This window comes from Pseudomonas sp. NFACC10-1, assembly GCF_900119195.1.
GTDB classification, from domain to species: domain Bacteria; phylum Pseudomonadota; class Gammaproteobacteria; order Pseudomonadales; family Pseudomonadaceae; genus Aquipseudomonas; species Aquipseudomonas cerasi.
In genome coordinates this window covers 1-23298 of the sequence record NZ_FPJB01000014.1, presented here as the reverse complement: position 1 = coordinate 23298, position 23298 = coordinate 1, and the positions used below count along the sequence as shown (strand labels likewise).

Sequence of the window (23298 nt, the reverse complement as noted above, 5' to 3'; positions counted from 1 at the left end):
GTGGGAGCAAGGCAAGCGCAGGCCTTGAGTGTGAGGGCCCATTCGCCGCAAACATGCAACGGTTATTTCACATCCAGGCACAATGCAGTGTCGACGTTTCGAGCGCTAGCCCTTGTACAGCGAGGGGGCACCCCGGTAAGCCATCAATAGCACCGACGGCGAAGAAAACTTAAAACAAATTTATCAGGGGGGGCAATCATTTTTTAATAATATTTAACTGGCTGTTTTTTTAGCATGTAAGTTGCCATATAAAACGCTCTGAATACGTTTTACAGGCGCGCAGACAACCCTCCCGACTGATAACGTCAGAATTATTAATAATGAGCGAATGCCTCGCCCAGCGTTGCCGATATGCTGAATAATCAGGGTCCTGGATTTTTTAATGGGCGAAGTTGGAAATGACTTCCAATGTCTGTTTGCCCCGTTCAACAACTCCTTATCCATTGAGTTCAGATGAACAGAGAACCGCTCCGATCCTGCGCGAGCCGTTCAGCCGTAGCCAGGGAACACCCTCCGGTTGGTGTCCTCAGCGCCTCGGCCGAGTTTGCCTCATTCCGGCGTCGGGCCATCTGGCAGATCAGGAAAATAGCGATAAAAACGCAATGCCCGGGTTGAGCCTGGCGATACGCTGACGAGATGTGGAGAGGAGGGCGGGAGGTACAAGCGGCCAATCCGCAGACGTTGTGTCATCGCCTGCCGGATAGACCGCCTTGATAATTCAGGCGGGGTTTTTCTTTATTGAGCGGGTCGACTTGGCCTTGGTGGCCTTTTTGCTGTTCAGGTATTGAGTGACGGCCTGAACACCTCGGTTGAGGTGATACTGCAGCGCTTCGACACAGGGTTCGATCGCTTTCTGCTCGGCAAGCCGCAACAGCTGCCAATGGTCATCCTGAGAAAGCTTACCCAGGCCCATGTCGGAAAGATTGAAACGCAGGAAGCGTTCCTCTTCGTTCAGGCCTTCTTCAACCAGACGCATGAGACGCTTATTGTGGGTCTTGGCATACAGCGACAGGTGGAACATCCGATTGAGTCTGCCGATCTGGCCGAAATCCGTCTCGACTTCAAGCTGCTCGATATAGCCCTTCGCCGCCGCCAGATCATCGGCGTCCAGCAATGGGATAGACAGGCGCAACGCCTCGGATTCCAGCAGGATGCGCAAGGCATAGGCATCCACCGCGTCTTCGGTGATCAACGGTGCGACCACCGCACCCTTGTGCGTTTCGACACGCAACAGCGACTGCGCCTCAAGCTGGCGCAGTGCCTCGCGTACAGGCATGCGGCTGACGCCAAACAGCGTCGCCAGTTCCTGTTGGCGCAATGCCGTGCCACTTGGCAAGCTGCCATCGATAATGGCGTTTCGCAGCTTTTCTTCAATCACGGTTCTGGCAAGGTGCGCCGGAGGCTGCTCATTGCCCAGTACGGAGCCCAGAAAGGCTTCTCTATCTGATTTGCGCATTGGCCTACTTCTTCATCAACCCTGGCTGGACAACGTCCAATTAATCGCTTTGTTGCCGACAGACTAGCCAAGACTTGCCGGTACGTCGCGAAAATACAAACATCATCCTGTTTAGCGGCGAACGCCGGATCGCGCTGCAGCCCGGTGAACTCGATAAATACGCGCCTATCTTAGCGCTCATCGGCTCTGCGTACCGAGCGCGCGTTCACAGGTAACAGGAGTTTCACATGTTGTTTTTATGACGGTGCGCTCTGAAACGACCGTTCCAGAGCGCATCAGGGCTTCGCTCGCGGCATAAGGCCGCAGGCGTGATCCTCTCAGCGCGTCAGGCGGCCGGAGACGAAGTGCTGAACGTCATTGAAACCGGGCGTCGACGCATGGCCGGGTGTCACCAGCGAATCGATGAACGCTTCGTCTTCAGCGGTGATATCCACCGTGAGTGCTTTGGTATAACCGTCCCACTGCTGTTCGGTTCTTGGGCCGACGATGGCTGAGGTCACGGCCTGGTTGTTGAGCACCCAGGCAATGGCGAACTCGACAATGCCGACCCCTTTGTCCTGCACATACGCCTGAACTCGCTGCGCGATACGCAACGACTCCATGCGCCATTCGGTTTCCAGCAGCCGCTTGTCCTGGCGCCCGGCGCGGCTCTCGCTGTCGGGGGCGATGTCCGGAGCGTATTTGCCGCTGAGCACACCGCGTGCGAGCGGGCTGTAGGGCACGACGCCCAAGCCGTGGTACGCGGCCGCAGTGATCTGCTCGACCTCAGCCTGGCGATTGACGATGTTGTACAGCGGCTGGCTGATGACCGGCCTGTCCACACCCAGGCGTTGCGCGACGTTGACGATTTCGGCAATTCGCCAGCCGCGGAAGTTCGACACGCCCCAGTAACGGATCTTGCCCTGCCGGATCAGATCGCCAATCGCCGACACCGTCACTTCCAGCGGCGTGTCGTGATCTTCCTTGTGCAGGTAATAGATATCCACATAGTCGGTATCGAGCCGCCGCAGGCTGTTCTCGATGGCGTTGAAAATATGCTTGCGGTTCAGACCGGCCCGGTTGGGCACGCCGTCGGCCGGGCCGATGGCGACCTTGGTGGCCAGCACCCAGTCACTGCGCTGTGCCGCGATGGCCCGGCCGACGATTTCCTCCGAACGCCCGGCGTTGTAGACATCCGCCGTGTCGATGAAATTGATGCCCTGATCCCTGGCCTTGTCGATGATGCGCAGCGACTCTTCGACGCCGGTCTGCTCGCCGAACATCATCGAGCCGAGTGTCAGTGTGGAAACCTTGAGGCCGGACTGGCCAAGGGTTCGATAATTCATGCTCAGCATCTCCATGTCATTCAGGCGAGCTCAGGTAACCCCCACGCCTTGAGCGGGAAGTCGGCCAGCGAGCCCAGCAGCAGGTCCGCATGCTCGTATTGCTCGACCGGCATGTGCGAGTCCGGCACAGCCACGGCGTACATCCCGGCAGCCTTGGCGGCGGTCACACCGAACGGCGAGTCTTCGAAGACCAGGCAATCGGCGGGCGAGACGCCGAGACGGCGGGCGGCGACCAGAAAGATGTCCGGGGCCGGCTTTGCGGCGCCTACTTCCGGATCGTCGGCGGTGACGACGGTGTCGAACAGCTCGAACCATGCGCGGTGCAGGGTAGTCTTGGCCTCGAAGTAATGCACAGACGAGCTGGTGCCCACGGCGATGGGAATATTGTGGGCTGCCAGATGCCGGACCAGCGCCTCGGCTCCGGGCATTGCCGGCGCTTTGGGGAAACGCTCTTCGAGCATAGGTTCACGGGTTTCGAGAAACTCGTCGATCGACATCGGCAGCTCCAGCGCCTTGATCACGTAGTCCGAGAAGTCCCGGGCACCGCGGCCAATGGTGTGCTGCTTGACGGACCAGTCGAAGGTGCGACCGTGGCGACTGGCAATCAAGTGGGTGACTTCGGTGTAAACCCCCTCGGTGTCCAGCAACAGGCCATCCATGTCGAAAATGACGGCCTTGATCGGGCCTCGTTGTGTTTGCTGCTCGCTCATGTGATCACGTCCTGTTCCCAAATTCGTTTCAGCCTAACGTTTCCGGGAAGGCTGTGGCTAGGGTCTGTTTCAAAACCTTTCCGCGGGATTGGCGTGCGCAACAAAAGGCACAAGGCCATGTCCAACGCGCTTACAGAACGGCTACGCGCCCACAGAAATGGCCATGAAGGCTGGGCTGTCGGGATCTGCCGATGATAGTCTCTCGCGGCTTTCAATCGGCGCTGCCGGTCCCGGTACGACTTTCCCATCATCAGAACGGATATCTTCACGTCACTATGAATAAATCAGCAGGTATAGCGATTGGCGTCATCGTCGTAGCGGGCGCACTGGCTACGGCCGGTGCCTGGTACACCGGCAATCAGCTGGAAGGCGCGCTGAACGACTCGATCAGCAAGGCCAATCAGGAACTGGCGAAGTCGTTCAAGGGCACGGACACCAGCGTCAAACTGGAAATGCTCTCGCTCGACAAGCACTTCTTCAGCAGCACGGCGCACTATCGCGTCGACATCCAGAACCTGTCCGATAGCACCCAGGGCGGCCAGTTTCTGTTCGTCGACCATATTGAGCACGGCCCCATTCCGCTGTCGCATCTGAAGACCCTGAACCTGCTGCCGGTCATGGCCCTGAGCAATTTCCAGATGGAAAAAAGCCCCAGCGCCGAAAAATGGTTTGCCATGAGCAAGGACGTTCCACCGCTCACGGGCCAGGCTAGCATCGGCTATGACCGCGCCACCAAAGGCACACTGCAGATGGCCCCGCTGGAAATGACCGACGTCGACGGCACGTTCCGTTTTTCAGGTCTGGACCTGAACGCCGAGTCGTCGGCCGACGCGGAAAAATTCAGCCTTGCGGGCAACATGGACAATCTGCAACTCAATGTCGCGTCGCCTGACGGTCCGGTCAGCATCGAGATCAAAGGCATGACCTTCGACACGGGCGGCACCAAAGGCAAGTCCGGTTTCTATCTGGGCCATACCAACATGAAAATCCAGAACGCGGGTTTCCAGGTGGTGGGCAAACCACAGGTGCAGATCCGGGATTTCACCAACACCAACCTGGCGCAGGAAGATGCCGGTAACCTTGCAGCGCAGATCAATTACGATGCCGGCATGATTGCCTACGCCGGCAAGGACGTCGGTTCTGCGCACATGGGCTTCAAGATCGCCAATTTCGATGTGCTGGCGACTCAGGCGCTGTATCAGTTGTATCAGGATAAAATCCTGCCTCAACAGCAACAGGCCGCGCTGGAGAAGCGTCCGTTCCGCCTGGAGCTGAACACGGCTGATCAGGAACTGATGAACACCCAGATGAAAACGCTGCTGGCGGCCAAACCGCACATCGAGCTGGAAAAACTCTCGCTCAAGACCAGCAACGGTGAAAGCCACATGCGTATCGCCGTGGACCTGGCCGATCCAGGCCCGCTCGATCAGCCTTCCGATGCGCTGCTCATGAAGAGCCTGGGCGAAGTCAACGCCAGGGTCGTCCTGTCCAAGCCGATGATTCGCGATCTCGCGACCCAGCAAGCCATTCGTGAAGGCCAGACCGACCTCAAGGTCATCGCTGATCAGGCCAAGGCCGCCGGCGACATGGCCAGCGCCATGGCCGAGATGATGCAACTGGCCAAGGTCGACGGCGACAACATCGTCTCCGACCTGCATTACGCCAACCAGATGGTCGACTTCAATGGCCAGAAAATGACCGTGCAGCAGTTCATGAGCAACGTCATGGGCAAGGTCGGCGTGCTGGGTAACCAGTAAGCCGCCTGCGACACGGTCTGCCGTCAGGACGGGCGATGTGCCGTCCTGACACCAGGCGTCGCTACTGAGTCAGCCCGCGCAGGGTATCCGCCAGTTGCCGGGTACGCTGCGAGGTGCCCGCCGTCATATCGCTGGAGCCTTCCAGTTCCGACAGCAGCCCCGTCAGCGTTCCAACCTCAAGGGACTGCTCCTCGATGTGCTGCGCCACCTTGCGAATTTCCTCGGCCAGACGCTCGATATCGGTGCCGATGTCGTTGGCGTTCTGCGACGTCTTCTGCGCAAGCTGGCGCACCTCATCGGCCACCACTGCAAAGCCACGTCCCATTTCGCCCGCCCGCGCAGCCTCGATGGCAGCGTTCAGCGCCAGCAGGTTGGTCTGCCCGGCGATCTGCTGGATCATCTGCACCACCGACTGAATGCGCAGGCTGGACTTGGCCAGCTCCCGCGAGCCGAGCACCACCTCGTCAGCCTGACTGACCAGGCTTTTGACGGTGTTGCCCGCTTTGTCGATAACCGTTTCCTGCTGGGTGATGGTCTGCGACAGCTCATCCATCGAAACATGCAGCTCGCCAGAGTAATGGCGTAATTGAGCGGCGATTTCTTCCTGATCCTGATGGGCCTTGACCAGCACATCGCCCAGGTCGCTCAGGCCACCGAACACCGGACGGATCTGCTCGTCCAGACCGCTCGGGTCAATGGTTTGTACGAAGTTACGCTGCTTGAACTGATCGATCTGCTTGACCACCACATGGCTCAGACCGGCCAGCTTCTTGATCTGCCGACGCAGAAAGAACGCCTTGAACTCGCCGTAATAGGCGATGAAGTTATCGATGTAGTCGTCGCGGAACGGCTGCCCTTCGGGCACCTTGAAGAAGAACACGGCGGTGAGCGTCTGGTTGAGGTTCAACCCGAGAATCTCGCCAAAGGTCGAGAAGCCCACCACCGGCGTCGCACCGAACACATCGTTCATCCGGCCCAGTTCACTGCCGTTGTTCAGGCGCCGCAGGATGCAGTCGCTCAACAGGCCGAGCAGCGGCTTTCCGGACTTGCCCTGCAGAAAACGCGCGAAGTCCTTGCGCGTGGTGTCGATCATGGACGTTCGTTTGACCATCACCAGCTCTTCGCCGGGTGCCACGTCGCAGAACAGGTGAACCCGCTCGCTTTCATAATCGATGCGCGCAATCGAGCGCACGAACAGCTCTTCGCCTACCCGGATGGCGAACGAGTACTGCGCCAGCTTGCCTTCCAGCTCATGCCGCTCGCACTTCAGCGCGCCACACAGCGCCGCAACCATCGTAGTGATCTCGCCTCTGGGGTTGACCACTTGGCTGATGTAACGATCTTCCAGGGAGGCCGTCAGCACACTCAGGCTCAGTGGCGTCGGCGCGAAGTTCTGGCTCTTGAAGACGCCGAAGCGCACGTTTTTCGCGCTCTTGAGAAACACCACCTGAGCATGGTTTTCGTAGCTGCGTTTGCCGTCGTGAATCAAGGTCTTCTTGAAGTCGCCTTTGCCCCCCGCAGAACCGCCCACGAACAGGCACGGAAAGCGGCCCGACTCATACAGCGCTTCCATGAAAAACGACTCCGACGCCGACAGCCCGTCGAACGTGACGTAGGCCAGCGTATCGCGGTGGTCGATGGGGGTGTTGATCTGCGTGCGCTTGATCGAGTCGGTCAGGCGCGCAATGCGCTCACGCATCGACAGCCGCTTGCCCGCACCGCGAATGTCTTCGCTGTGCAGCGGAATGTGCACCACCTCCGCACTCTTGATGACGCTTGAGTCAAACAGCGCGAGGACGATCCGGTCCCACTGGTTATCCGCCGCGCAATACAGCGAATCATTGCCCGAGCACAGTTCGCCTGACGTTGTGCACAGGCTGATCTTCGCGTTGGGAAAGCGCGTAGCGACAGACTTGGCCACCTGATCGAAGTCGACGTGCGGCGAAACGAAACTGGTCAGATAGACCGGATCGAAGCTCAGCGCAGACAGCTTGGCGTTCAATTCCCGGGCGGACGTAATGACACTGATGGCGCCTTCGGTCCGCGATGTGCCGGCCCGAAAACGAGATAAAAGGCTCATGGTTAAACCCGTAAAGATAAAAAGCAGAGGCCACGCGGAATATGGACCGATCCTTATTGATCGGCTGCCAACAGGTTCGGGTGAGCTTGAAGGGCGATGAATTTTGCCTATGCGTGCCGCTCAGGACAGGTGCAGCATCAACGCTCTGATGAGGGCGAGCGTCTGGCGATGCACCGAATCATAATGATCATTGTGGCAATAGGGCCGTACCGACAGGGTGATGGAGTCGGCCGTTGTGGAGGACAGGTGCACATCGACAGCGGGGCTGCTCAGTACATTGGGCAGGCGGGCGATCTGATCCTTGAGGCGCGGGATGATCTTCTGCTCGTCGGCGGTGCCTGGCAATGTCGCGGTCAGTTCGACGCTGCGAAAAGCATTGCTGGAAAAATTGACGATCGTGTCAGAGAAGATCTTGTTGTTGCCCACCAGATTCAGCACGTTTTCCGGAGTGTTGATCGACGTGACGAACAAGCCGATTTCGACCACGGTCCCGGTCACGCCCGCCGCCGAAATCAGATCGCCGACCTTGAAGGGCCGCAGCACGATGATGAAACCACCCGCTGCCAGATTGGCCAGCAAACCCGACCAGGCCATGCCGATCGCCAGCGCCACGGCCGCCAGCAGCGCCGCAAAGCTGGTGGTCTCGATGCCGCAATAGCTCAGAATGGCGATCACCAGAATGATATTCAGCGTCACCGTGATGAACGAGCCGACATAGCGCAGGACCGTCGGATCAAACCGCTGCCGCGTCAGCGAACGCTGTGCCATCCTGACCATCACGCCGATCAGCCAGCGACCCACTATCCACAACAAGGCTGCGATCACCAGCCTCAGAACAACAGTCGTCCCGTACTGCAGAACGACATTGAACAACGAGTTGATTCCGTCAGTGCCGATATTGATGACATTCAGCGCATCCATCACCGCTACTCCAGACCGCAAGGCTCGCCCGGCAGATGGCCTACGGAGCGGAGCCGTACATTGAAGGGCAAAGCAGGGCGGTGGCTACTGGTAGTTTTGACTGGAGGCAAAGGGCCTGCAACTGGTGTTGGGGGCTCAGCAGGTGTTGTGGGCTTTTAGCCTACTCGTGTCTATTTTTTGTTTTTTGAGATGTAGTCAACTATGTTTTGTACCGTTTTGAATTTTTCAATTTCCTCATCCGGGATATCGATGTTGAATTCTTCTTGTAGAGCCATGCTGAGCTCGACAAGTTCTAAACTGCTACCCTTGAAATCCTTGGTTATGTCAGATGTCGGTTTTACCTCTACTGCCGCTGCTTCCAAATGCTCGGCCACCAATTCTTTTACACGTGTCATTACCTCTTCCATGATCATCATCTCCTCGCATGCGATTTTTACTGACTACTGAAATCCTAAAATTAGGCCTCAACAGAAAAGCTGTCTACTGACATTAATAACAGCTGTTTAACAGTGGGAGGTCTGAGCCGTTTGGCCATGCTCGTATTAAGCCCGTCGATAAATCGCTAAACTCGCCACCTCACAAGGACGACTCAAGGACCTGGTATGCCGCTCCCTTCTGACACCCTGCGCCGTACGCTGGTGATCTGGCTGTATGCCGTCGCAGTTGCGCATGTGCTGGGCAGTCTGGTGTTCACTTGGGCAGGCTTTTCCGGCTTGCTCGACGGCTACCTGACTACGCTTGAGCAGGCCTTCTGGACCGATGCGGTTCCCGCCGCTGCTCGCACGCAACAGGTCTGGTGGATGGCGCTGTTTGGCGCAACCTTGCAAACGTATTCCGTGTACATGCTGGCGCTGGTGCACCTGGGCAACCGCCTGAAAAGCACCATGCCCTGGGGCTGGCTGATTGCGGGCCTGCTGCTGTGGGCGCCTCAGGACATCCTGATTTCCGTGCGTGGGGGCGTCTGGTCGCACGTATGGCTCGATCTGGCGGCGTTGCTGGCGTTGTTGCCGCCGCTCATCTGGCTGTATCGCCATGACCGCCGCACTTCGGTTGTTCACGCGTCGAAGGACCCTCGTCATGTCTGACTTGCCGCTGCTGTATCTGCTGGCGGGCAACGGCAGCAGTGCCGAATGGTGGAACGACGCGCTGCCGCATTTTCAGCAGCATCGAGCCGTGCCGCTGGAACTGCCAGGCTTCGGCAATAATCCTCAGCCACCCTGCGAAGACCTCGCCGCCTATGCCGATGCGCTGTTGGCGGCGACCGTGAAGGGCAGCGCCATCGTCGCTGTGGGCGTCAATGCCTTGCTGGTCATGCATGCCTTGCAGCGCCAGCCCGGACACTTCTGCAGAAGCGTGCTGCTGGCCCCGGTGGGGGCTTTTCTGTGGCAGCGGCGCTTGCCTGCGCTGATGTCGCCGCTGCCCATTCGCAAGGCCATTCACTGGCTGCTGGCCAACAAGCCCACGCTGTTTGCGCACAAGTTTTCCAGGCAGACCTGGCCAGCCGAGCACTACCAGCGCATGGGCTCCGGTTACGCCCGCTGCCGTGCTTTCGTGCCGTATTGGGATCTGTTGCGTGCCGACACCGCGCTGCCGCTGCTGGAGTGGGTGCAAGATCCGATAGAGCTGGTCTGGGGCGATCAGGACGAGGTCCTGGGTATCGAGCAGGCGGCAGCGTGGTCGGCCATTCTGGCGCGTGCCGACCTGAGCATCAGCCTGAAACCGGGCTGGGGTCACTACCCGTGGATCGACGCGCCGGCCGAGTTTGCGCAGTGGCTGGAGTCGGGCGAGCGCGGCTTCGTTGCGCACACCAAAGGCGGCCGTCTGCGTCTGGCGGCCATCGCCGGGCAACCGGTGCCCGATGCACTGTCTCTGGTGCAGGGCGATGACTCGGCCTTGCCCGGGTTTCTGGCCCGTCAGCCTGACGCTATCTGGGCCGTGCGCTCATCCAGCTTCGGTGAGGATCAGGCCGATGCGGCCAATGCCGGTCTGAGCACCACTTTTCTTCGCGAGCCCAGCCACAATGTACCCGTGCGCGTTGCAGAGCTGCACAACGCTGGCGTCGAAGAGGTGGTGGTACAGCGCTTCATCACGCCGGTGCTTTCCGGGATCGCTTTCGTGCGTCACCTGTCGGTCGAGCTGGAGTGGGTGCAAGGGCATCTGGAGTCGCTGGCCGACGGCCAGGCAAGTCCTGAGCGAGCAATCATTTCCCGCCTCGGCGCGGCCTGGAGCAGCGGCGACTTCAAGCCATCCCACGGTTTGACTGAGGAGGCGCTCTGGGACTTCCTGCAGGGCATTATGCGCGTATTCCACTACGTGCCGGGCGACGTCGAGTGGGCCTGGGATGGCCGCCAGCTGTGGCTGCTGCAGTACCGCCCGATCAGTGACTACGGCTGGCGCCGCCACCTGACCGCCGCCAATATTGCGGAGATCCTGCCGCCACAGCCCAGCAAGCTGGTCGAGTACGCACAGCGGCGTGCCGCAGGCAGCATCCCGGCGATCATGGCGCGTTGGGATTCGCGCGTGTTGCAGGACAACGAGCCATTCACCGCACTGTTTGGCGCAGCTTCCTACATCAACAACGACCTGTTTCTCGCACGTTTGGCTGACTGGGGCATCGCCTCCAGCAGCTACGCCGATGAGGTCGGCGGCGCAGCACCGCATCTACCGTGGCGACCACTGCGTCTGCTGCGCTCATTGCCGGTGTTTCTGCGGATGCAACGTGTCGCGCGTGGCCACTTGTTGACCCTGGAAAAGCAACTGCACCGTTTCGACCGAGAGCTGCATGCCCTGACGGCCCAAGGTGCTGACGGTCAGCAATTGGCTGACTGGTTCACCCGTTTCTACGTATTCGTCGTGCAAGGCAACCTGTGCATCGCCACCTCGCTGGCCAGCAGCGGCGGAGACCTGCTGGGACGTCCACCGACCGCTTACGACGACCTGGAGCACTGCCCGCACCGGCTGCCCTGGGAAACCGACCCCGCGACCCCACGCCCGGCAGCCACTGACCTGCCTTTACAAGCTTTCCCGACCTGGCCGGGTTTCATTCGCATCGCCCACCGCGCAGGCCTGCCGGGCATGCGCGGCTACTACCTGCAAGTACGCGAGTGGTATCGCGACAACCTGATGCGCCTGTTCTTCCGCCTGCATCACGCCATGCCCAGCGCCGACCGGGAACACTGGTTTGCGCCGCATCCAGACATTCGCAGCCGTGCCGGCAGCTTCTGGCAGGACGGCCGCGAAGGCACCGAGCAGGCCACCGGTTTCATGATCTATCCTGGCCAGGTGCAAGGCATTCTGGGCGAGGACATCCTGCTGGAAGACACCCTCGACCCCGGACGCCACGCGCACTACCAGAACGCCCGCGCGGTGATTGCGCGCATGGGCGGACGTCTCTCGCACGGCTCGACCTTGCTGCGTGAACTGCGCAAACCCTCGGCCGTGCTGCCGCAGGTTGATCTGGCGTGGGTGGGGCGTGAAGTGCTGTATGTGGATGGGGAGTTGAGGTTGGTGGAAGGGCAGGCACGCAGTCGGGTTCTCGCCGACAAGGTATAGCCAAACGCTTACACGCGGTGGAGGGATTTGGCCATTTCCGAACTGGTCCTTCCTCCGTATTATTGGATCCATCAAGTGGTGAACAGGAGTTCACCAGGATCAAGGATGATCGACCATCGCCTCGGAGGCGGCCGACAGGAAGTCGGGATGGTCTTGGAAAAACCCGCTTCGGCGGGTTTTTTGTTGGGTGCGATAAAGTCCTCGTCGATTTCGGATCATGTGCGCGGTGCCTTCCGCTTGCGCAGGCTCTGACGATGTTTCTTGAGGTCTTTACGGCGATGCATCTCCCGACAGATCTCCTTGCGCTCGCACCGAATGAGCGCCCACTGCACACGCAATTCGCGACCGTGCCGGCTGTTGAGCGATAAAGGCCCAGCGATGGGAAAAGCAGACAAACAATATCAGTGCGGTCATGCCAGAAGTCACAACGCTTCTGGCTCTGAGTTAGTCAGGTGATGTTCGTCACCTGCGTGTCCTGCCCCATACTGCGCAAGAACTTTCGCTGTTGCCTGAGCAACTCACGGTAGTCGATGCAGCGATAGTGCAGACCGTGGCGGGGGGCCAGATCGGCAATGATGTTCGCCAGTGCCGGGTAGTGTCGATGACTCCAGCCAGGGAACAGGTGATGAGTCAGATGAAAGTTCAGCCCGCCCACGGCATGGTGCAGCCAGCGTGGAGAGGTTTGCCAGTCGCAGGTTGTCGCGAAGTTATGTCGATACCAGCCGTGTGGCATCAACGGGCTGTCTGATGGCTGATAGAACTCCGCTTCTGCCCAGTGCGTGCCGAGCAGCAGAAATACCACCCAGAGAGAGGCAAGCATCTGGCTCAAAAAGTACGCGATCAGCACCGTCGTCCAGCTGCCCTCGAATATCACCAGCGGCACTATCAGTACCAGCAGCAGATGGCATGCCTTGCTGGCCAGAAATACCACCCAGCCTTTGTTTCCCGGAAGGATTCTTTTGGCTTTGAGCGGCGTCTTCCCAAGGCGGTCCGACCAGTCGAATATCCATGAGATATAGGGCAGCGACAACGCCGCGACCATGGGCCAGTAAAGATGTTGATAACGCATGTGCTTCCGCCAGCCCTGGAAGGGCGTCTGTCGCAGGACGCCATTTTCCTCGGTGTCCAGATCGTAATGTTCAACGTTGGCATAGGCATGATGAAACTGCACATGCCTGACTCGCCAGTAATCCGGATCAATCCCGAGCGGCAAGGTCATCAACCTGCCCACCAGCCGGTTTGCCCAGGCCGCCCGGAAAAAAGCATTGTGGGTGGCGTCGTGAAATACCATTACGTTGAGTAGCATGCCTGTCAGGACAAACAGGAAATAGCAGCCCACGAATGCCCACGCATTGTGTTGCATAAGGCTCGAGGCATAAAAACCGCCGCACAGCAGGGTAAGGAGCATTGCCGTCACCTTTTGCCGAATGCTTGCGTAGCGATGGTCGTCTGCCAGGTAGGCGTGCGCCGCCTGCTTGAGGGCGTGATGAAATGCCTGTTCGCCATCGGCAGGAAATGACAGGGGGGCAAGTGACTCAGCCATGATGTTTTTCCACCGGATTTGCGGCTGAAAGGTTGTAGCCGCGAGAAGACACGGCCACCCATGCGCCGTGCAGGGCGAGGGCGACCATCGGCAATTGCCAGTAAACCTGCGACCAGCCGTAATAACCCAGAAAAAGCAACGCCAGCCCCAGGCTGACTATTAGCCAGACGGGAATACTCCAGGTCCTCGCTTCGGTCATTCCTCCCAGCGCCACCGAGCCCACCACAAGAAAGACGAACAGGACGACCTGCGGCCAGGTGATGTCGCTGTAGCCATAGCCGTATTGATAGATATAGCCCACCACCAGCGCGAAGAGCAGCAACGCGCCGCTGAAAATGCTCAAACCCGAAACGCGCGAGCGGGTCGGTTCGTTCGATTTTGTCGACAGTCGCAGGTAATGCAGAAAAGGTACGTTGCTGGCCCAGAACGGATTTGCGGAAGAGCGAGGCCCTCCGATTCCAAACGTGTAAGGCACATCGGGCAGCCTGGAAAATGTGCCGAACAGCTTGTCCCAGAAAATGAAAGTACCGCCGAAGTTCTTGTCTGAGTAGGCCCGGTCTTTGACGTGATGCACGCGATGATGGGTCGGAGTAACGAAAATCTTCTCAAGCACGCCCAGCCTGGGTGTCAGCGCATTATGGTTAAAGAACTGCATCGAGTAATGCAGGATCGACACTGTGACAAACACATGCAGGGGTACCCCCAGCACGGCCAGAAGAATGAAGAACGGAATCGAGGTGAGTGACGAATACCACGAATTACGCACGCCCAGGGACAGGTTGAAGTGCTCGCCCTGATGATGCACTACATGCACGGCCCAGAGTACGCCAACGTGGTGATGCAGGCGGTGCAGCCAGTAGAAACAGAAATCCCAGGCCAGCAATGCCAACGCCCAGATCAATAGAGGCGGCCATGTATCCAGCAGGCCAAGGCTCAAGTACGCGGCGACAAGTCCGTAACAGATGACTTCCAGGCCACGGAACAGCCATAGCATGAGGTGGCCGGAATTCAGATTGAACACCACGTCATGCCAGTCAACCGGCTTGCGCTGCATCCACTGCAGAATGAAGGCCTCGCCTGTTACGGCCAGCAGCATGATGATGATCGGAATGGCCAGATCGCTCATTGCATATTCCCTTTAAGTGCGACTGGCCTGCTTCGGCCGAGCGCATCGACCAGCATGCCCGCCACCAGTGCGAGCACGGCGCCACTGACCACGTCGATGAACAGATGACGGCGCAATTGCAGGATCGAATAGGCAATGGCGGCCACCCATACAATAAACACTGCAGTACGTACGCTACGCCTTGCTGCACTGATCCCCCAGACTGCCAGCACCATCAGGGCCATGTGCAGGGATGGCAGGCAATTCTGGGTCGAGTCCACATAGGTCAGTGCTGCCAGCAGTGTAGAGCTTAACGTTGTGCCCTCATCGACCGGGTAAACCATCGTTGTCGGCCACAGCAGATAGACCGTTCCGGCACCCAGTGCGGTAAGACGCATGGCGCGAGACAGCCAGCGCACCCGATCGAGTGGGGTCATCAGATAGCCCAGTGGAACAACCACGAAGAACGACAGGTACAGCCAGATGGCGTGCGGCGTGAATGCGATCATTCGGTCGAGCGGCGAGGGTGTCATGACCTGGCCGGTGCTCTGCAAATGGTCGGTCAGCGTATAGATCAGACCGACCGAACCCCAGCCAAGCAGCATGTGCCACAACCGAAACATCATTGGGGTGTTCATGCTTTTGCCTGCCGGACAATACGGCGTCGTTTTCGATCAAAGTTCGGCATCACGTTCTGCACCGTCAGTTGCCATTCAAGTTTGTCAGTGGCAATACCCTGTTGTGTGAACAGGGCGACAAGTTGTCTGCGGCTGTGCTCCAGTTCGGTTTGCGTACAGTCTGCAATCAGCTGCAGCCGGGTTTTCGAAAGCTGAATCAAGCGGTAGTCACTGGTCAGTGGCAGTGCATTGGCAATTGCCCGACTGCACAGGTCGGCAAAGATAATCTGCATCTCACCGTGCTGGTCGGGCAGCGAAAGCTGATCGTCGCGGCGACCTTCGATTCGGGAAATTGCCATCGAATGCTGACCACACGGGCAGGGCTCGGATTGCCTGACCAGTACATCATCCAGTCGGTAGCGTACGATAGGCTGGGTGCTGCGAGTGAAGTCGGTGATCAACGGCGTGAAGCGCTGCTCATCAAGCCACTGGGGCTCGATATGCACGAACTCTTCGTTCAAATGCAGCGTGCCATGAGAGCACGTGGCGGCCAGAAAACCTTCGGTTGCCTGATAGACCTCGCCGACCTCGCGGAACACCGTATTCAGTAACTGACGGTCCTGCGCGTCCAGGACTTCGGCAACGGAGATCACCTTCTTAACGTCGAGTTGAATCTGCCCGTCCAGAACGGCCAGCGCCAAGGCGCGTAGCACCTGTGCCGGTGCCACGATGATGGTCGGTGCCTGCGCTTGCAGGCGAGGCAATTGCTCAAGGAATGGTGAAAACAGATCGTAAAAGGCCAGGCTCAACCAGCGATTGTCCACGCTGTGGTACAGGTTGCTGTCCGCACGTAGAAAAAGTGCCACTCGCTCACCCGCGAAAATACCCTCTGGCAGCATCTTGGCAAGCATCCCGCCCGCCCAGATCTGCTGTTCCTGCGGGCTGACGACGAAAACGCCACGCTGCCCTGACGTGCCCGAGGACAGCCCGACGCTAAAGCGGCCGAGGCGTGGCGTGAAGTCGCGCTCGGCTTCGCCGCGCCTTGCGCAGGCCAGCAACTGATCGCGTTGCAGGCCCGCAGTGTTCATCTGGTCGAACTGCGTCATCATCAGCGCCTTGTCCATCAGCGGCCATTCTTTGAACGGCAGAACGCTGTAAGGCTGAAAGTACGGACTGTTGGCCAGCACCTGTCGGGCGAAGCGTTTCAGTTGCCTGCTCTGAAAACGCTCCAGTGCCTGGCGACTGGAAAAACGCAAACGACGTGCTCGCCAGTAGTGCCAGAGCGTCATCACCGGGATCATAAATCGCCCTCGTGGCACAAACGAATATCCACATGGCCTGCTGCCCACAACAGGTTCAGACGGTTCAGCGTCTGGTAGTAGGCCTTGCTGTCGTCCATCAGCACGTTGGCAAGCACAGAAGGCCCGCGTAATTCTTGATAGCTCAGCGGCGACCACGCTGAATCACTGGCCAGCAGTGTCCAGCCCTCGTCAGTGAGAATAAATGCCCCCAGGTGTCCGGCGGCATGACCTGGTAGTGGCACCAGAACAATCTGCCCGTCACTGCCCGGTAGTTCGTAGCCATGTGTAAACGGGGCCAACTGTGCAGACAGGCTCACCTGCTCAAAGCCCTCCACGAACTGCAACGCTGCTTCGAAACCTTCGGGAATCAGTCCTGGTACGAAGGCGCGCTTGAGCGCGGCGATGCCACGTAATGAGCGGGTTTTCTGCCAGCCTTCGCCCGAGCAGATAAAGTCGAGATGACTGAAGTCCCGCAGGCCGGCGATGTGATCGGCATGAAAGTGGGAAATAATCAGCGCCTGAATGTCGTTGGCCGCGTAACCCGCATTACGCAGCTGATCCAGCAGCGTTTCACCCGCATCCAGGTATACCGGGGTAACCTGGCTGTAGATGCGGAACACCCCTGAACGGGTATGCTCCTGAAAATGGTTGGCATAGCCGGTATCCCATAACCAGCGGCGATCGCCGACCTCCAGCAGATACGCCCTGGATGGAAATTTGCAGACCCGCAGGCCAGCGCCTTGCAACGCCATGCAGCCGATATGCGTGCAGTAACCCACTTCGAAAGTGGTGATGCTAGCCATGGCGCTTCACCGCTTGAGACTTGAGCCATTGCCCAGTGAGCTGAATACTTTCTTCCATCGTATACCGAGGTCGGTAGCCCAACTCTTCAATGGCTCGCGTCTGGCTCAGGGTCATATCGAAGTTCACCGCTGCCACACTGTAGCGGGTCAGCACGGGCTCCTTACGCGTTACAGAGGCCAGCAACTCAAGTGCAATCGCCAGTGTGTGAAGCAACCTATAGGGCATGGGCTGAACACGATAACGAAGGCCGAGTTGATCGTGCAGTAACAAATGCAACGTATCCACTAACCGCATAGGCTGGTGATTGGTGATGTTGTAGGCGGCGCCTGAAGACAAAGAATTGTTATGGCTGGCCAGATCCATGGCGTGCACAACGTTCAGTACAAACGTCAGGTCCAGTACCGCCTCACCACCGCCGGGCAAACGCAGCAAGCCGCGGTCGCGTTCTATCTGGCCCAGAATCCGGGGCAGAATCACCCGGTCATGGGGGCCGAATAAGCCACGGGGCCGCAGGATAATAAACGTGGTCTGTGGATAAAGCGGTACCAGCGCCTGTATGGATTGTTCTGCCTGGTACTTGCTGCTGGCGTAGTGATTGGCGAATCGTCGGGCACGGTATTGCTCGTCAATACGCTCATGGTCTTGAAAGTCGAAATAGATCGCAGGCGTGGATATGTGCACGAAGCGCGAAACGCCGCAGCGGCCCGCTGCCTCGGCCAGCTTTTCTGCGACGACTACATTGGCCTCATGAAACTCGGCCTCGCTACCCCAGGGAGAAGACTTTGCCGCGCAGTGCCAGACCACGTCACTGCCGAGCATCAATTGCTCGCATTGCTGTGCTGTAGCCCGGGTCAGATCCAGGGCGGTGAACGCCGCTCCTTGTTCTCGCAGCAGATTCCCCACTGCCGAGTCACGTCCGGTGGCATGTACCCTATGGCCTGCATTCAATAGCCACTCTGCCGCATTGCGTCCGAGGCCACTGGTGGCGCCGGTCAGCAGAACCTTCATGGCAGCAGCACCATGCCCGCCAATGTCAAACCGGCAGCGGTACCGATCAGCATCACGGGTTTGCCGGGTGTAAAGCGGCCGGTGGTAAAAGCAGTATGCAGCGCCGTCGGAATCGATGCCGAGACCTGGTTACCGTGATAGCGATAAATATCCACCAGTACCTCAGGCCGTACTCCAAGCCTTTTTCGCATGTGCTCAAGCGAAAGATGGCTGGCCTGATGGGGTACCACGGTGGCGATCTCGGCAAGCGTCAATCCGCTCCTTTCCAAAAGGCGTGCGAGGTAGCCCTCGATCAACGCGGCAGCCTGACGAAAGAGCTGCTTGCCCTTCATATGGAACAGAAAGTCGCTGTCAGTCATGCCAGCACGTGGATTGCGTCGTGTACCGCCTGCTTGAATCTCACACAGGTCGCTGCCTTGTGGATAAGTCTCGGACAGGCTGCTCAGAATGCCGCTGCTGCCGTCACCGCGTTCGACAATGGCGCAGGCTGCTCCGTCGCCGAGGATCAGCGAGCTTTCTTCGTCATCCCAGTCGATACCGCGCGAAACCAGATCTGCCGACACGATCGCAATGCGCTTGTAGATCCCGGCATTGAGCAAACCGGCGGCCACCTGCAGCGCGGTGATGAAGCCGACGCAACTGCTGTTGATATCAAAGCCGGGCGTACCCGATGGCAGGTGGGCCGCTTTGAGAATCAATGCTGCCGTGCAGGGTAAGGCCTGCATGGGCACTGCCGAGGCCGAGATCAACAGATCGATCGAACCCGCCGGGATCTGCTCTCTTCTCAGGGCATCCTGAAGTGCTTGTGCTGCAAGTTCGGCCTGGCTGGCATCAAGTGTTGCGTGAAAACGGCAATGTACGCCCGAGCGCTTTTCGACATAGCCCGCAGGCTTGTTCAATAACGTGTCCAGCGCAGACGAGTCCACTCGATTTGCGGGCACCGCTACGCCAGTCGCAATAATTTTCAGTGGCAGCAAGGCTGCTGGGGGATAGGGTGCTGTCATTAGAGTCCTGGCTTTGCATCCATGTGGCAATTACCTGAATGACTACTCAGGTACAACGCAGGGCTGAGCGCGTCATTGATCGAGGAGCGGCGAACCTGCACGTACATCGAGCTGTACAGATTCGGCCGCTTGTATCTGCACGTTAGAGACGCATGCCCTTGAACGGGTTCCAGCCTTGCTCGCCTTTTACTTCCTTGAGGTAATAGGAGTAGTTGACGGTCAGGGCATACATCAGCGAATACGCCACAGTCAGACCGCCCCCGAGGGCATAAGGGACCTCGGTCTCCAAAAGCGTACATACCAGAAGAATCAATGCGTTGGTTGCGAGCATAATCCCAAGCAACGCAAGGCTTTTTTTCCACAGGCCCAGCACGAAGAAATAGATCGGACCAAAGAAATACGCGATGACGTTGAGGTTGATCCGCATCTTCTTTCTGACGCCAGGAAGTGATTTTAGAGCGGCTTTGAACCGTGGATCGTTCGGTGCACCATACGTCTCAAAAAAATTGAAGCGCTCCTGCCACTTGGCGCTGTACGTGCCAGTGCTGCGCGTCTGATCTGCTGTGCTCATGGTGCTGCTCCTGATGTTCCATGGGGTGACGTTCTTCTTCCGGGAAATCCTGAATTCTTTCGTTTTTATGATCAGGATGCTGAGTGTATGGAGTTTTCGGGTGGTGTACTACGCGACCGCGTAACCTGGGCGCTAAATCGCCAGAATTTTCCATCTGTCAGCCTGATAGGCAGCCATTGCCTAAAGCCGCTCGTTTTTTCTAGGCAGGTTGCTGCCAGATTATGGACTGTCTCGGCTGACCCCCCCTATGACCGGACGTGTCTCAACCATCTTGCGAACCGCATCAGGTTCAATGTGATTCCAGGATACTGATCGTTGGATTCTGGTAACGCTCGTCAATGGCGACTCCCATTTCCTTCAATCGGCTTTCCGCGGTCGCACGTTGCGATGCTAGCTTTTTCAGTAGGTCGGGCAGCAGCTCTTTCATGCGATCGCGATCAGATGAATCAAAATACTCTGAAAAAAATCTTTTTTCGGATTTGAAAGTGAGCGTAAAAAGATAGGCTCCGGTTTTAGAGGGTTCTTTTTCACTGTCTTCCCGTTGAATACTTACTGTAAGATATTCATTGCTACGGTAAAATGACCAATCACTAAAGATGGGCATTGACCGCCATAGCTCTTCGGGTAAGCGTATTGAAGGATCACTCCAGGGGCCTGTCATAACAGGCTTGCCGAGCACTTCATTCACCGTGCCAAGCTTGCTTAATTCTGTTCCGGAAATTCGTGGTTCACCGAGGCGTATATACCGTTTCCAACCCGCATGCTGGAGTGACGTCAGCAGCTCATAAAACTTTGATTCCGCTTCGGTGTGTAATGAGTCCTCGGGTACTTCGAGGGGGTTCAGACTGATCAGCTCGATTTTGTCGTCGTCCTGAGTATAGATCGGTACTGAGAAAGCAAAGACTCGCTGGATTTCAAGTCTGGATTTTTCGCCACCTAACGTAATGGTCAGAAAATTTCCGCTACGTACGGGTTGTCGATACCGATACCAGCACAGCTCAGAGTCACAGTCACTGGAAAGATCTGATCCTAGATTTTTCTTGGTGGTCTCGATGGTATCTCCAAGCCATAATTGCATCGCGCTGTTTTTTGGCATGTTATCCCAGCATCCAGAGAGTAAAAGAAAGGTCAGGCATAAAACAAATCTCATGTTCGCTCGTTCCAGGTGGAAATTGTACTGATTGCCGAGGTCATATAGGACGCTGAAGAAAACATTTTCTCGTGATAACTGTTCGCAGTTTCAGTAATAAAGACCATTCGGTCAATTTTGTCATAAAGCTCTCCCTTGGTCATGACTTTGTCTAGCACTTTTGTGTTTGTTTCACATGCCGTACTTAATGCAGCCAGGCGGCGTGGTACCCCCCAGTTGCCCTCGACCACAGCCTGGGCGTCCAGTAATCTTCGAAAAACGACGTCTTCGTAAATAAGTGGTTGTAAAATCTTGACTTGCTCGTGGTTGGCGATAGCCATTAAAGATTGATACTGAAGCGCCCGTCGGTCTGATACCGTCGTCATGCTTTCAGTTTTCTTTATGAGTTCAAAGCCCTGTTTGAGGTAGGGGGTAACTTTGAGGTTGTTGATTTTTCGTACGGCAGCACTAAACCAGGGGGGTTTTTAAAGCTTGCTTGAAAGTTATCTTCACAGTCTCCAATGCTTCGACTGTCTATGCATTCAAAGAACTGCTCTGGGTAGTTTATATAAAACCAATGCCAAACAAAAAATATCTTGAAAAAGCCAAAAATTCCCCATGCCTAAAAACTGTTTTGACAAGTCCAGCGATAGGTCCATTAACGGAACCGCTCTCATCTTTGTGTGGGTCGTGTAGTCCAGCGCACACATGACCTGCTTGCTGGCGAATGCTGCCAACCCGGTCCAGTAGAATCGTCCTTTTAACTCAGGTTTTCCTTTGGGCTCAAGCTCAAGATAGATTCGAGCGTAATTACCTGCGATACGCGCAGCACGCGTGCTGAAGTCGCTTATCAACTGGTATCGGGGTGGTTGCTGGTAAGCAGCGCGTGTCTGTACGCTCAACCGCCTTACGGCAACTTGCTGACCGATAGACCATAATTGCCTACACGTTGGGTTCAGATCATTGATCGAGCAAGCATGAGTGTTAAATTTAAAGTCATTCTTCATGATTTTTTACTCGGAGAATATTCGTCCGATCCTGGGGGCACGATCAACTCGTCAGGCACAAGCGTAACCTTGCCATTACCAGGCTTGTCACTAAAAATCCGTGGAATGTTACCGTCTTGGTCGGTAAAAAATACTTTCTTGCCTTCGTCAGGAATATCAACCTCGACCGCGACATCCTCAAGCGGTACACCGTGCGTGGTCATGAGGCGATTTTGCTCGTCATACAGCCCTGCGGGTACTGCGATGGGAAGCTCCTTATTTGCATAGTCCATGCTTGCGGGACCGCTGAGGGTCTTTTTGGCACCTTTGATGTCTATTGTGCCTGGCGCATGCACCTCGATATTGCCGCGTATGATCCTGATATAAGCGCCGCCACTGGTGAGCAAAATTTCCTTCTGTGCAGACATTTCCACTAACTGTGCAAGAGAGGTGATTTTCATGCCCTGCTGCGCGGTCAATTCCATCGCATCACTTTGCGCCTGTAGCTCGATCTTGCCCTTGGCTGCAAACAGCTTCGCTCCCGCATTCTGGGCGAACAGGCTGATGCTTTGCGCGACGCTGGCCAGCAGGGATTTGCCGCTAGCAATGCTGACGTCTTCGCCGGTGCTCAGGGTCAGGTGCTTGCCGCTGTGCAGGTGGGTGCTTTTCGGCGTGGCGGTGGCGATGTCGGCAGGGGAGGAGGCGATCAGCAGAGGTTGCTGGTAACCCGGTGTCTTGCCGCGTCCGCCGCTGCGGATCGCCCAGGCGGTATCGCCGCCGTTGCGTTGCTGCTCGCCGGGGCCTTGGCTCGGGGCGCCGTCGTCACTGCCGTAAGTCACGTCGGCATCGCTGTTGAGCTGGGTCAGGCTGTCCAGGCCTTCCTGCATGGGCAGGGCGTTGTGCTGTTGGGCGGTATCGGACAGAGTCTTGACGCGTTGCTCGCTATTTTTCAGTTGCTGCTGCGCTTCGCTGGCATCGATCTGTGCGCCCTGGGCACCGCTGCGTTTCCAAGTGCTGAGGTAAAGACCCTGCTGGGCGCGCAGGGCACCGTAGGCATCGGTGCGTAACTCGAAACCCGTACCACGCAGACCGCCGCGGTTGTTGCCGCGCTGGTCGATCAGGTAACCAAGGTTGAGCTGGGTATGCCCGTGGCTGCTGTGGATCTGGGTGCGGACCTGGCCGGTCGAGTCATCCATCACCCAGTGGTTGAAACCACCTCCGCCGACTTCCTTGCTCTTGTAACCGGCCATCAAGCCGCTGGAGTGCCAGGCGGGTTTGTGGCCGCCGTAGACTTGCCCCATCACCAGTGGCCGATCAATATCATTGTCCAGAAAAGTGATGACCACCTCTTCACCGGCACGCGGCACATGCACACTGCCCCAGTCCGGTCCGCTGCTCGGTTGCATCATGCGCAGCCAGCAGGAACCCA

At 57.5% G+C, this 23298-nt stretch carries 19 protein-coding genes and 3 pseudogenes; 3 read left to right on the top strand and 19 right to left on the bottom strand.

The window, feature by feature from the left end:
* Positions 1-718: 718 nt before the first annotated feature.
* The 3 genes from BT119_RS26015 to BT119_RS26005 all read right to left on the bottom strand — a co-directional run bounded on the left by BT119_RS26015 (position 719) and on the right by BT119_RS26005 (position 3491).
* Positions 719-1456, bottom strand: coding sequence for a GntR family transcriptional regulator (locus BT119_RS26015; protein ID WP_072367176.1), 738 nt, complete (start codon positions 1454-1456; stop codon positions 719-721).
* Between the two features lie 317 nt (positions 1457-1773).
* The gene (locus tag BT119_RS26010) at positions 1774-2781 is read right to left on the bottom strand and encodes an aldo/keto reductase (protein WP_058416484.1); all 1008 of its coding nucleotides are present in this window, start codon (positions 2779-2781) and stop codon (positions 1774-1776) included.
* 20 nt (positions 2782-2801) lie between these two features.
* Positions 2802-3491, bottom strand: a complete 690-nt coding sequence (locus BT119_RS26005; protein WP_003372998.1) for an HAD-IA family hydrolase — start codon at positions 3489-3491, stop codon at positions 2802-2804.
* Positions 3492-3766: 275 nt separating this feature from the next.
* Here BT119_RS26005 and BT119_RS26000 point away from each other — a divergent pair, with 275 nt between their 5' ends.
* Positions 3767-5248, top strand: coding sequence for a YdgA family protein (locus BT119_RS26000; protein WP_003372995.1), 1482 nt, complete (start codon positions 3767-3769; stop codon positions 5246-5248).
* Between the two features lie 61 nt (positions 5249-5309).
* On the opposite strand, the pseudogene BT119_RS27955 reads toward BT119_RS26000, so the two are convergent.
* The 4 genes and pseudogenes from BT119_RS27955 to acpP all read right to left on the bottom strand — a co-directional run.
* A pseudogene (locus BT119_RS27955) lies at positions 5310-5666 on the bottom strand (methyl-accepting chemotaxis protein); the annotation flags it as partial.
* Positions 5667-6221: 555 nt separating this feature from the next.
* Positions 6222-7328 (bottom strand): annotated as a pseudogene (locus BT119_RS27950) (FIST signal transduction protein); the annotation flags it as partial.
* A gap of 120 nt (positions 7329-7448) precedes the next feature.
* The gene (locus tag BT119_RS25990) at positions 7449-8249 is read right to left on the bottom strand and encodes a mechanosensitive ion channel family protein (RefSeq protein WP_072367172.1); all 801 of its coding nucleotides are present in this window, start codon (positions 8247-8249) and stop codon (positions 7449-7451) included.
* A gap of 170 nt (positions 8250-8419) precedes the next feature.
* A complete protein-coding gene (gene acpP / locus BT119_RS25985; protein ID WP_072367182.1) occupies positions 8420-8656 on the bottom strand; it encodes an acyl carrier protein in 237 nt (78 codons plus the stop codon).
* A 195-nt stretch (positions 8657-8851) separates the two neighbouring features.
* On the opposite strand from acpP, the gene BT119_RS25980 reads away from it, so the two are divergent.
* Complete coding sequence (locus BT119_RS25980; RefSeq protein WP_072367169.1) at positions 8852-9334, top strand: cell division protein; 483 nt, start codon at positions 8852-8854, stop codon at positions 9332-9334.
* Positions 9327-11801, top strand: a complete 2475-nt coding sequence (locus tag BT119_RS25975) for a PEP-utilizing enzyme (protein WP_072367167.1) — start codon at positions 9327-9329, stop codon at positions 11799-11801. The genes BT119_RS25980 and BT119_RS25975 overlap by 8 nt, the downstream gene beginning before the upstream one ends.
* A gap of 448 nt (positions 11802-12249) precedes the next feature.
* Here BT119_RS25975 and BT119_RS25965 read toward each other — a convergent pair whose 3' ends face one another.
* The 12 genes and pseudogenes from BT119_RS25965 to BT119_RS25915 form a co-directional block, all read right to left on the bottom strand.
* On the bottom strand, positions 12250-13344 hold the full coding sequence (locus tag BT119_RS25965) for a fatty acid desaturase family protein (protein WP_072367165.1): 1095 nt from the start codon (positions 13342-13344) through the stop codon (positions 12250-12252).
* Positions 13337-14470 (bottom strand): sterol desaturase family protein, encoded by a 1134-nt coding sequence (locus BT119_RS25960; RefSeq protein ID WP_072367163.1) that lies wholly within the window; start codon positions 14468-14470, stop codon positions 13337-13339. The genes BT119_RS25965 and BT119_RS25960 overlap by 8 nt, the downstream gene beginning before the upstream one ends.
* Positions 14467-15087: a phosphatase PAP2 family protein gene (locus BT119_RS25955; protein WP_003372972.1), complete on the bottom strand. Its 621-nt coding sequence runs from the start codon at positions 15085-15087 to the stop codon at positions 14467-14469. The genes BT119_RS25960 and BT119_RS25955 overlap by 4 nt, the downstream gene beginning before the upstream one ends.
* Complete coding sequence (locus BT119_RS25950) at positions 15084-16367, bottom strand: F390 synthetase-related protein (RefSeq protein WP_072367161.1); 1284 nt, start codon at positions 16365-16367, stop codon at positions 15084-15086. Before BT119_RS25950 ends, BT119_RS25955 begins: the two co-directional genes overlap by 4 nt.
* Positions 16364-17170 carry an MBL fold metallo-hydrolase gene (locus BT119_RS25945; protein ID WP_065350908.1) on the bottom strand — a complete coding sequence of 269 codons (807 nt, stop codon included), beginning with the start codon at positions 17168-17170 and terminating at the stop codon, positions 16364-16366. The genes BT119_RS25950 and BT119_RS25945 overlap by 4 nt, the downstream gene beginning before the upstream one ends.
* Positions 17163-18179 carry an NAD-dependent epimerase/dehydratase family protein gene (locus tag BT119_RS25940; RefSeq protein WP_072367159.1) on the bottom strand — a complete coding sequence of 339 codons (1017 nt, stop codon included), beginning with the start codon at positions 18177-18179 and terminating at the stop codon, positions 17163-17165. Before BT119_RS25940 ends, BT119_RS25945 begins: the two co-directional genes overlap by 8 nt.
* A complete protein-coding gene (locus BT119_RS25935; protein WP_072367157.1) occupies positions 18176-19183 on the bottom strand; it encodes a 3-oxoacyl-[acyl-carrier-protein] synthase III C-terminal domain-containing protein in 1008 nt (335 codons plus the stop codon). The genes BT119_RS25940 and BT119_RS25935 overlap by 4 nt, the downstream gene beginning before the upstream one ends.
* 142 nt (positions 19184-19325) lie before the next feature.
* Entirely contained in the window at positions 19326-19754 is a 429-nt protein-coding gene (locus BT119_RS25930; RefSeq protein ID WP_003372959.1) for a DUF2628 domain-containing protein, read from the bottom strand.
* A gap of 289 nt (positions 19755-20043) precedes the next feature.
* Entirely contained in the window at positions 20044-20904 is an 861-nt protein-coding gene (locus BT119_RS25925; RefSeq protein ID WP_003372955.1) for a hypothetical protein, read from the bottom strand.
* A pseudogene (locus BT119_RS27630) lies at positions 20901-21350 on the bottom strand (DUF2515 family protein); the annotation flags it as partial. The gene BT119_RS25925 and the pseudogene BT119_RS27630, both read right to left, overlap by 4 nt.
* Before the next feature lie 75 nt (positions 21351-21425).
* A complete protein-coding gene (locus tag BT119_RS27625) occupies positions 21426-21890 on the bottom strand; it encodes a DUF2515 family protein (RefSeq protein WP_256573032.1) in 465 nt (154 codons plus the stop codon).
* On the bottom strand, positions 21887-23298 hold a 1412-nt coding region (locus BT119_RS25915), incomplete at its 5' end, for a DUF2345 domain-containing protein (RefSeq protein WP_139271384.1). The genes BT119_RS27625 and BT119_RS25915, both read right to left, overlap by 4 nt.

Excerpts from the sequence above, each read along its gene's own strand:
- BT119_RS26000 (WP_003372995.1), top strand. The coding sequence starts at position 3,767 with ATGAATAAATCAGCAGGTATAGCGATTGGCGTCATCGTCGTAGCGGGC.
- BT119_RS25955 (WP_003372972.1), bottom strand. The coding sequence starts at position 15,087 with ATGAACACCCCAATGATGTTTCGGTTGTGGCACATGCTGCTTGGCTGG.
- BT119_RS26005 (WP_003372998.1), bottom strand. The coding sequence starts at position 3,491 with ATGAGCGAGCAGCAAACACAACGAGGCCCGATCAAGGCCGTCATTTTC.
- BT119_RS25930 (WP_003372959.1), bottom strand. The coding sequence starts at position 19,754 with ATGAGCACAGCAGATCAGACGCGCAGCACTGGCACGTACAGCGCCAAG.
- BT119_RS25975 (WP_072367167.1), top strand. The coding sequence starts at position 9,327 with ATGTCTGACTTGCCGCTGCTGTATCTGCTGGCGGGCAACGGCAGCAGT.
- BT119_RS25980 (WP_072367169.1), top strand. The coding sequence starts at position 8,852 with ATGCCGCTCCCTTCTGACACCCTGCGCCGTACGCTGGTGATCTGGCTG.
- BT119_RS25960 (WP_072367163.1), bottom strand. The coding sequence starts at position 14,470 with ATGAGCGATCTGGCCATTCCGATCATCATCATGCTGCTGGCCGTAACA.
- BT119_RS26010 (WP_058416484.1), bottom strand. The coding sequence starts at position 2,781 with ATGAATTATCGAACCCTTGGCCAGTCCGGCCTCAAGGTTTCCACACTG.
- BT119_RS25965 (WP_072367165.1), bottom strand. The coding sequence starts at position 13,344 with ATGGCTGAGTCACTTGCCCCCCTGTCATTTCCTGCCGATGGCGAACAG.
- BT119_RS25935 (WP_072367157.1), bottom strand. The coding sequence starts at position 19,183 with ATGACAGCACCCTATCCCCCAGCAGCCTTGCTGCCACTGAAAATTATT.
- acpP (WP_072367182.1), bottom strand. The coding sequence starts at position 8,656 with ATGGAAGAGGTAATGACACGTGTAAAAGAATTGGTGGCCGAGCATTTG.
- BT119_RS25945 (WP_065350908.1), bottom strand. The coding sequence starts at position 17,170 with ATGGCTAGCATCACCACTTTCGAAGTGGGTTACTGCACGCATATCGGC.
- BT119_RS25990 (WP_072367172.1), bottom strand. The coding sequence starts at position 8,249 with ATGGATGCGCTGAATGTCATCAATATCGGCACTGACGGAATCAACTCG.
- BT119_RS27625 (WP_256573032.1), bottom strand. The coding sequence starts at position 21,890 with ATGAAGAATGACTTTAAATTTAACACTCATGCTTGCTCGATCAATGAT.
- BT119_RS26015 (WP_072367176.1), bottom strand. The coding sequence starts at position 1,456 with ATGCGCAAATCAGATAGAGAAGCCTTTCTGGGCTCCGTACTGGGCAAT.
- BT119_RS25950 (WP_072367161.1), bottom strand. The coding sequence starts at position 16,367 with ATGATCCCGGTGATGACGCTCTGGCACTACTGGCGAGCACGTCGTTTG.
- BT119_RS25925 (WP_003372955.1), bottom strand. The coding sequence starts at position 20,904 with ATGAGATTTGTTTTATGCCTGACCTTTCTTTTACTCTCTGGATGCTGG.
- BT119_RS25940 (WP_072367159.1), bottom strand. The coding sequence starts at position 18,179 with ATGAAGGTTCTGCTGACCGGCGCCACCAGTGGCCTCGGACGCAATGCG.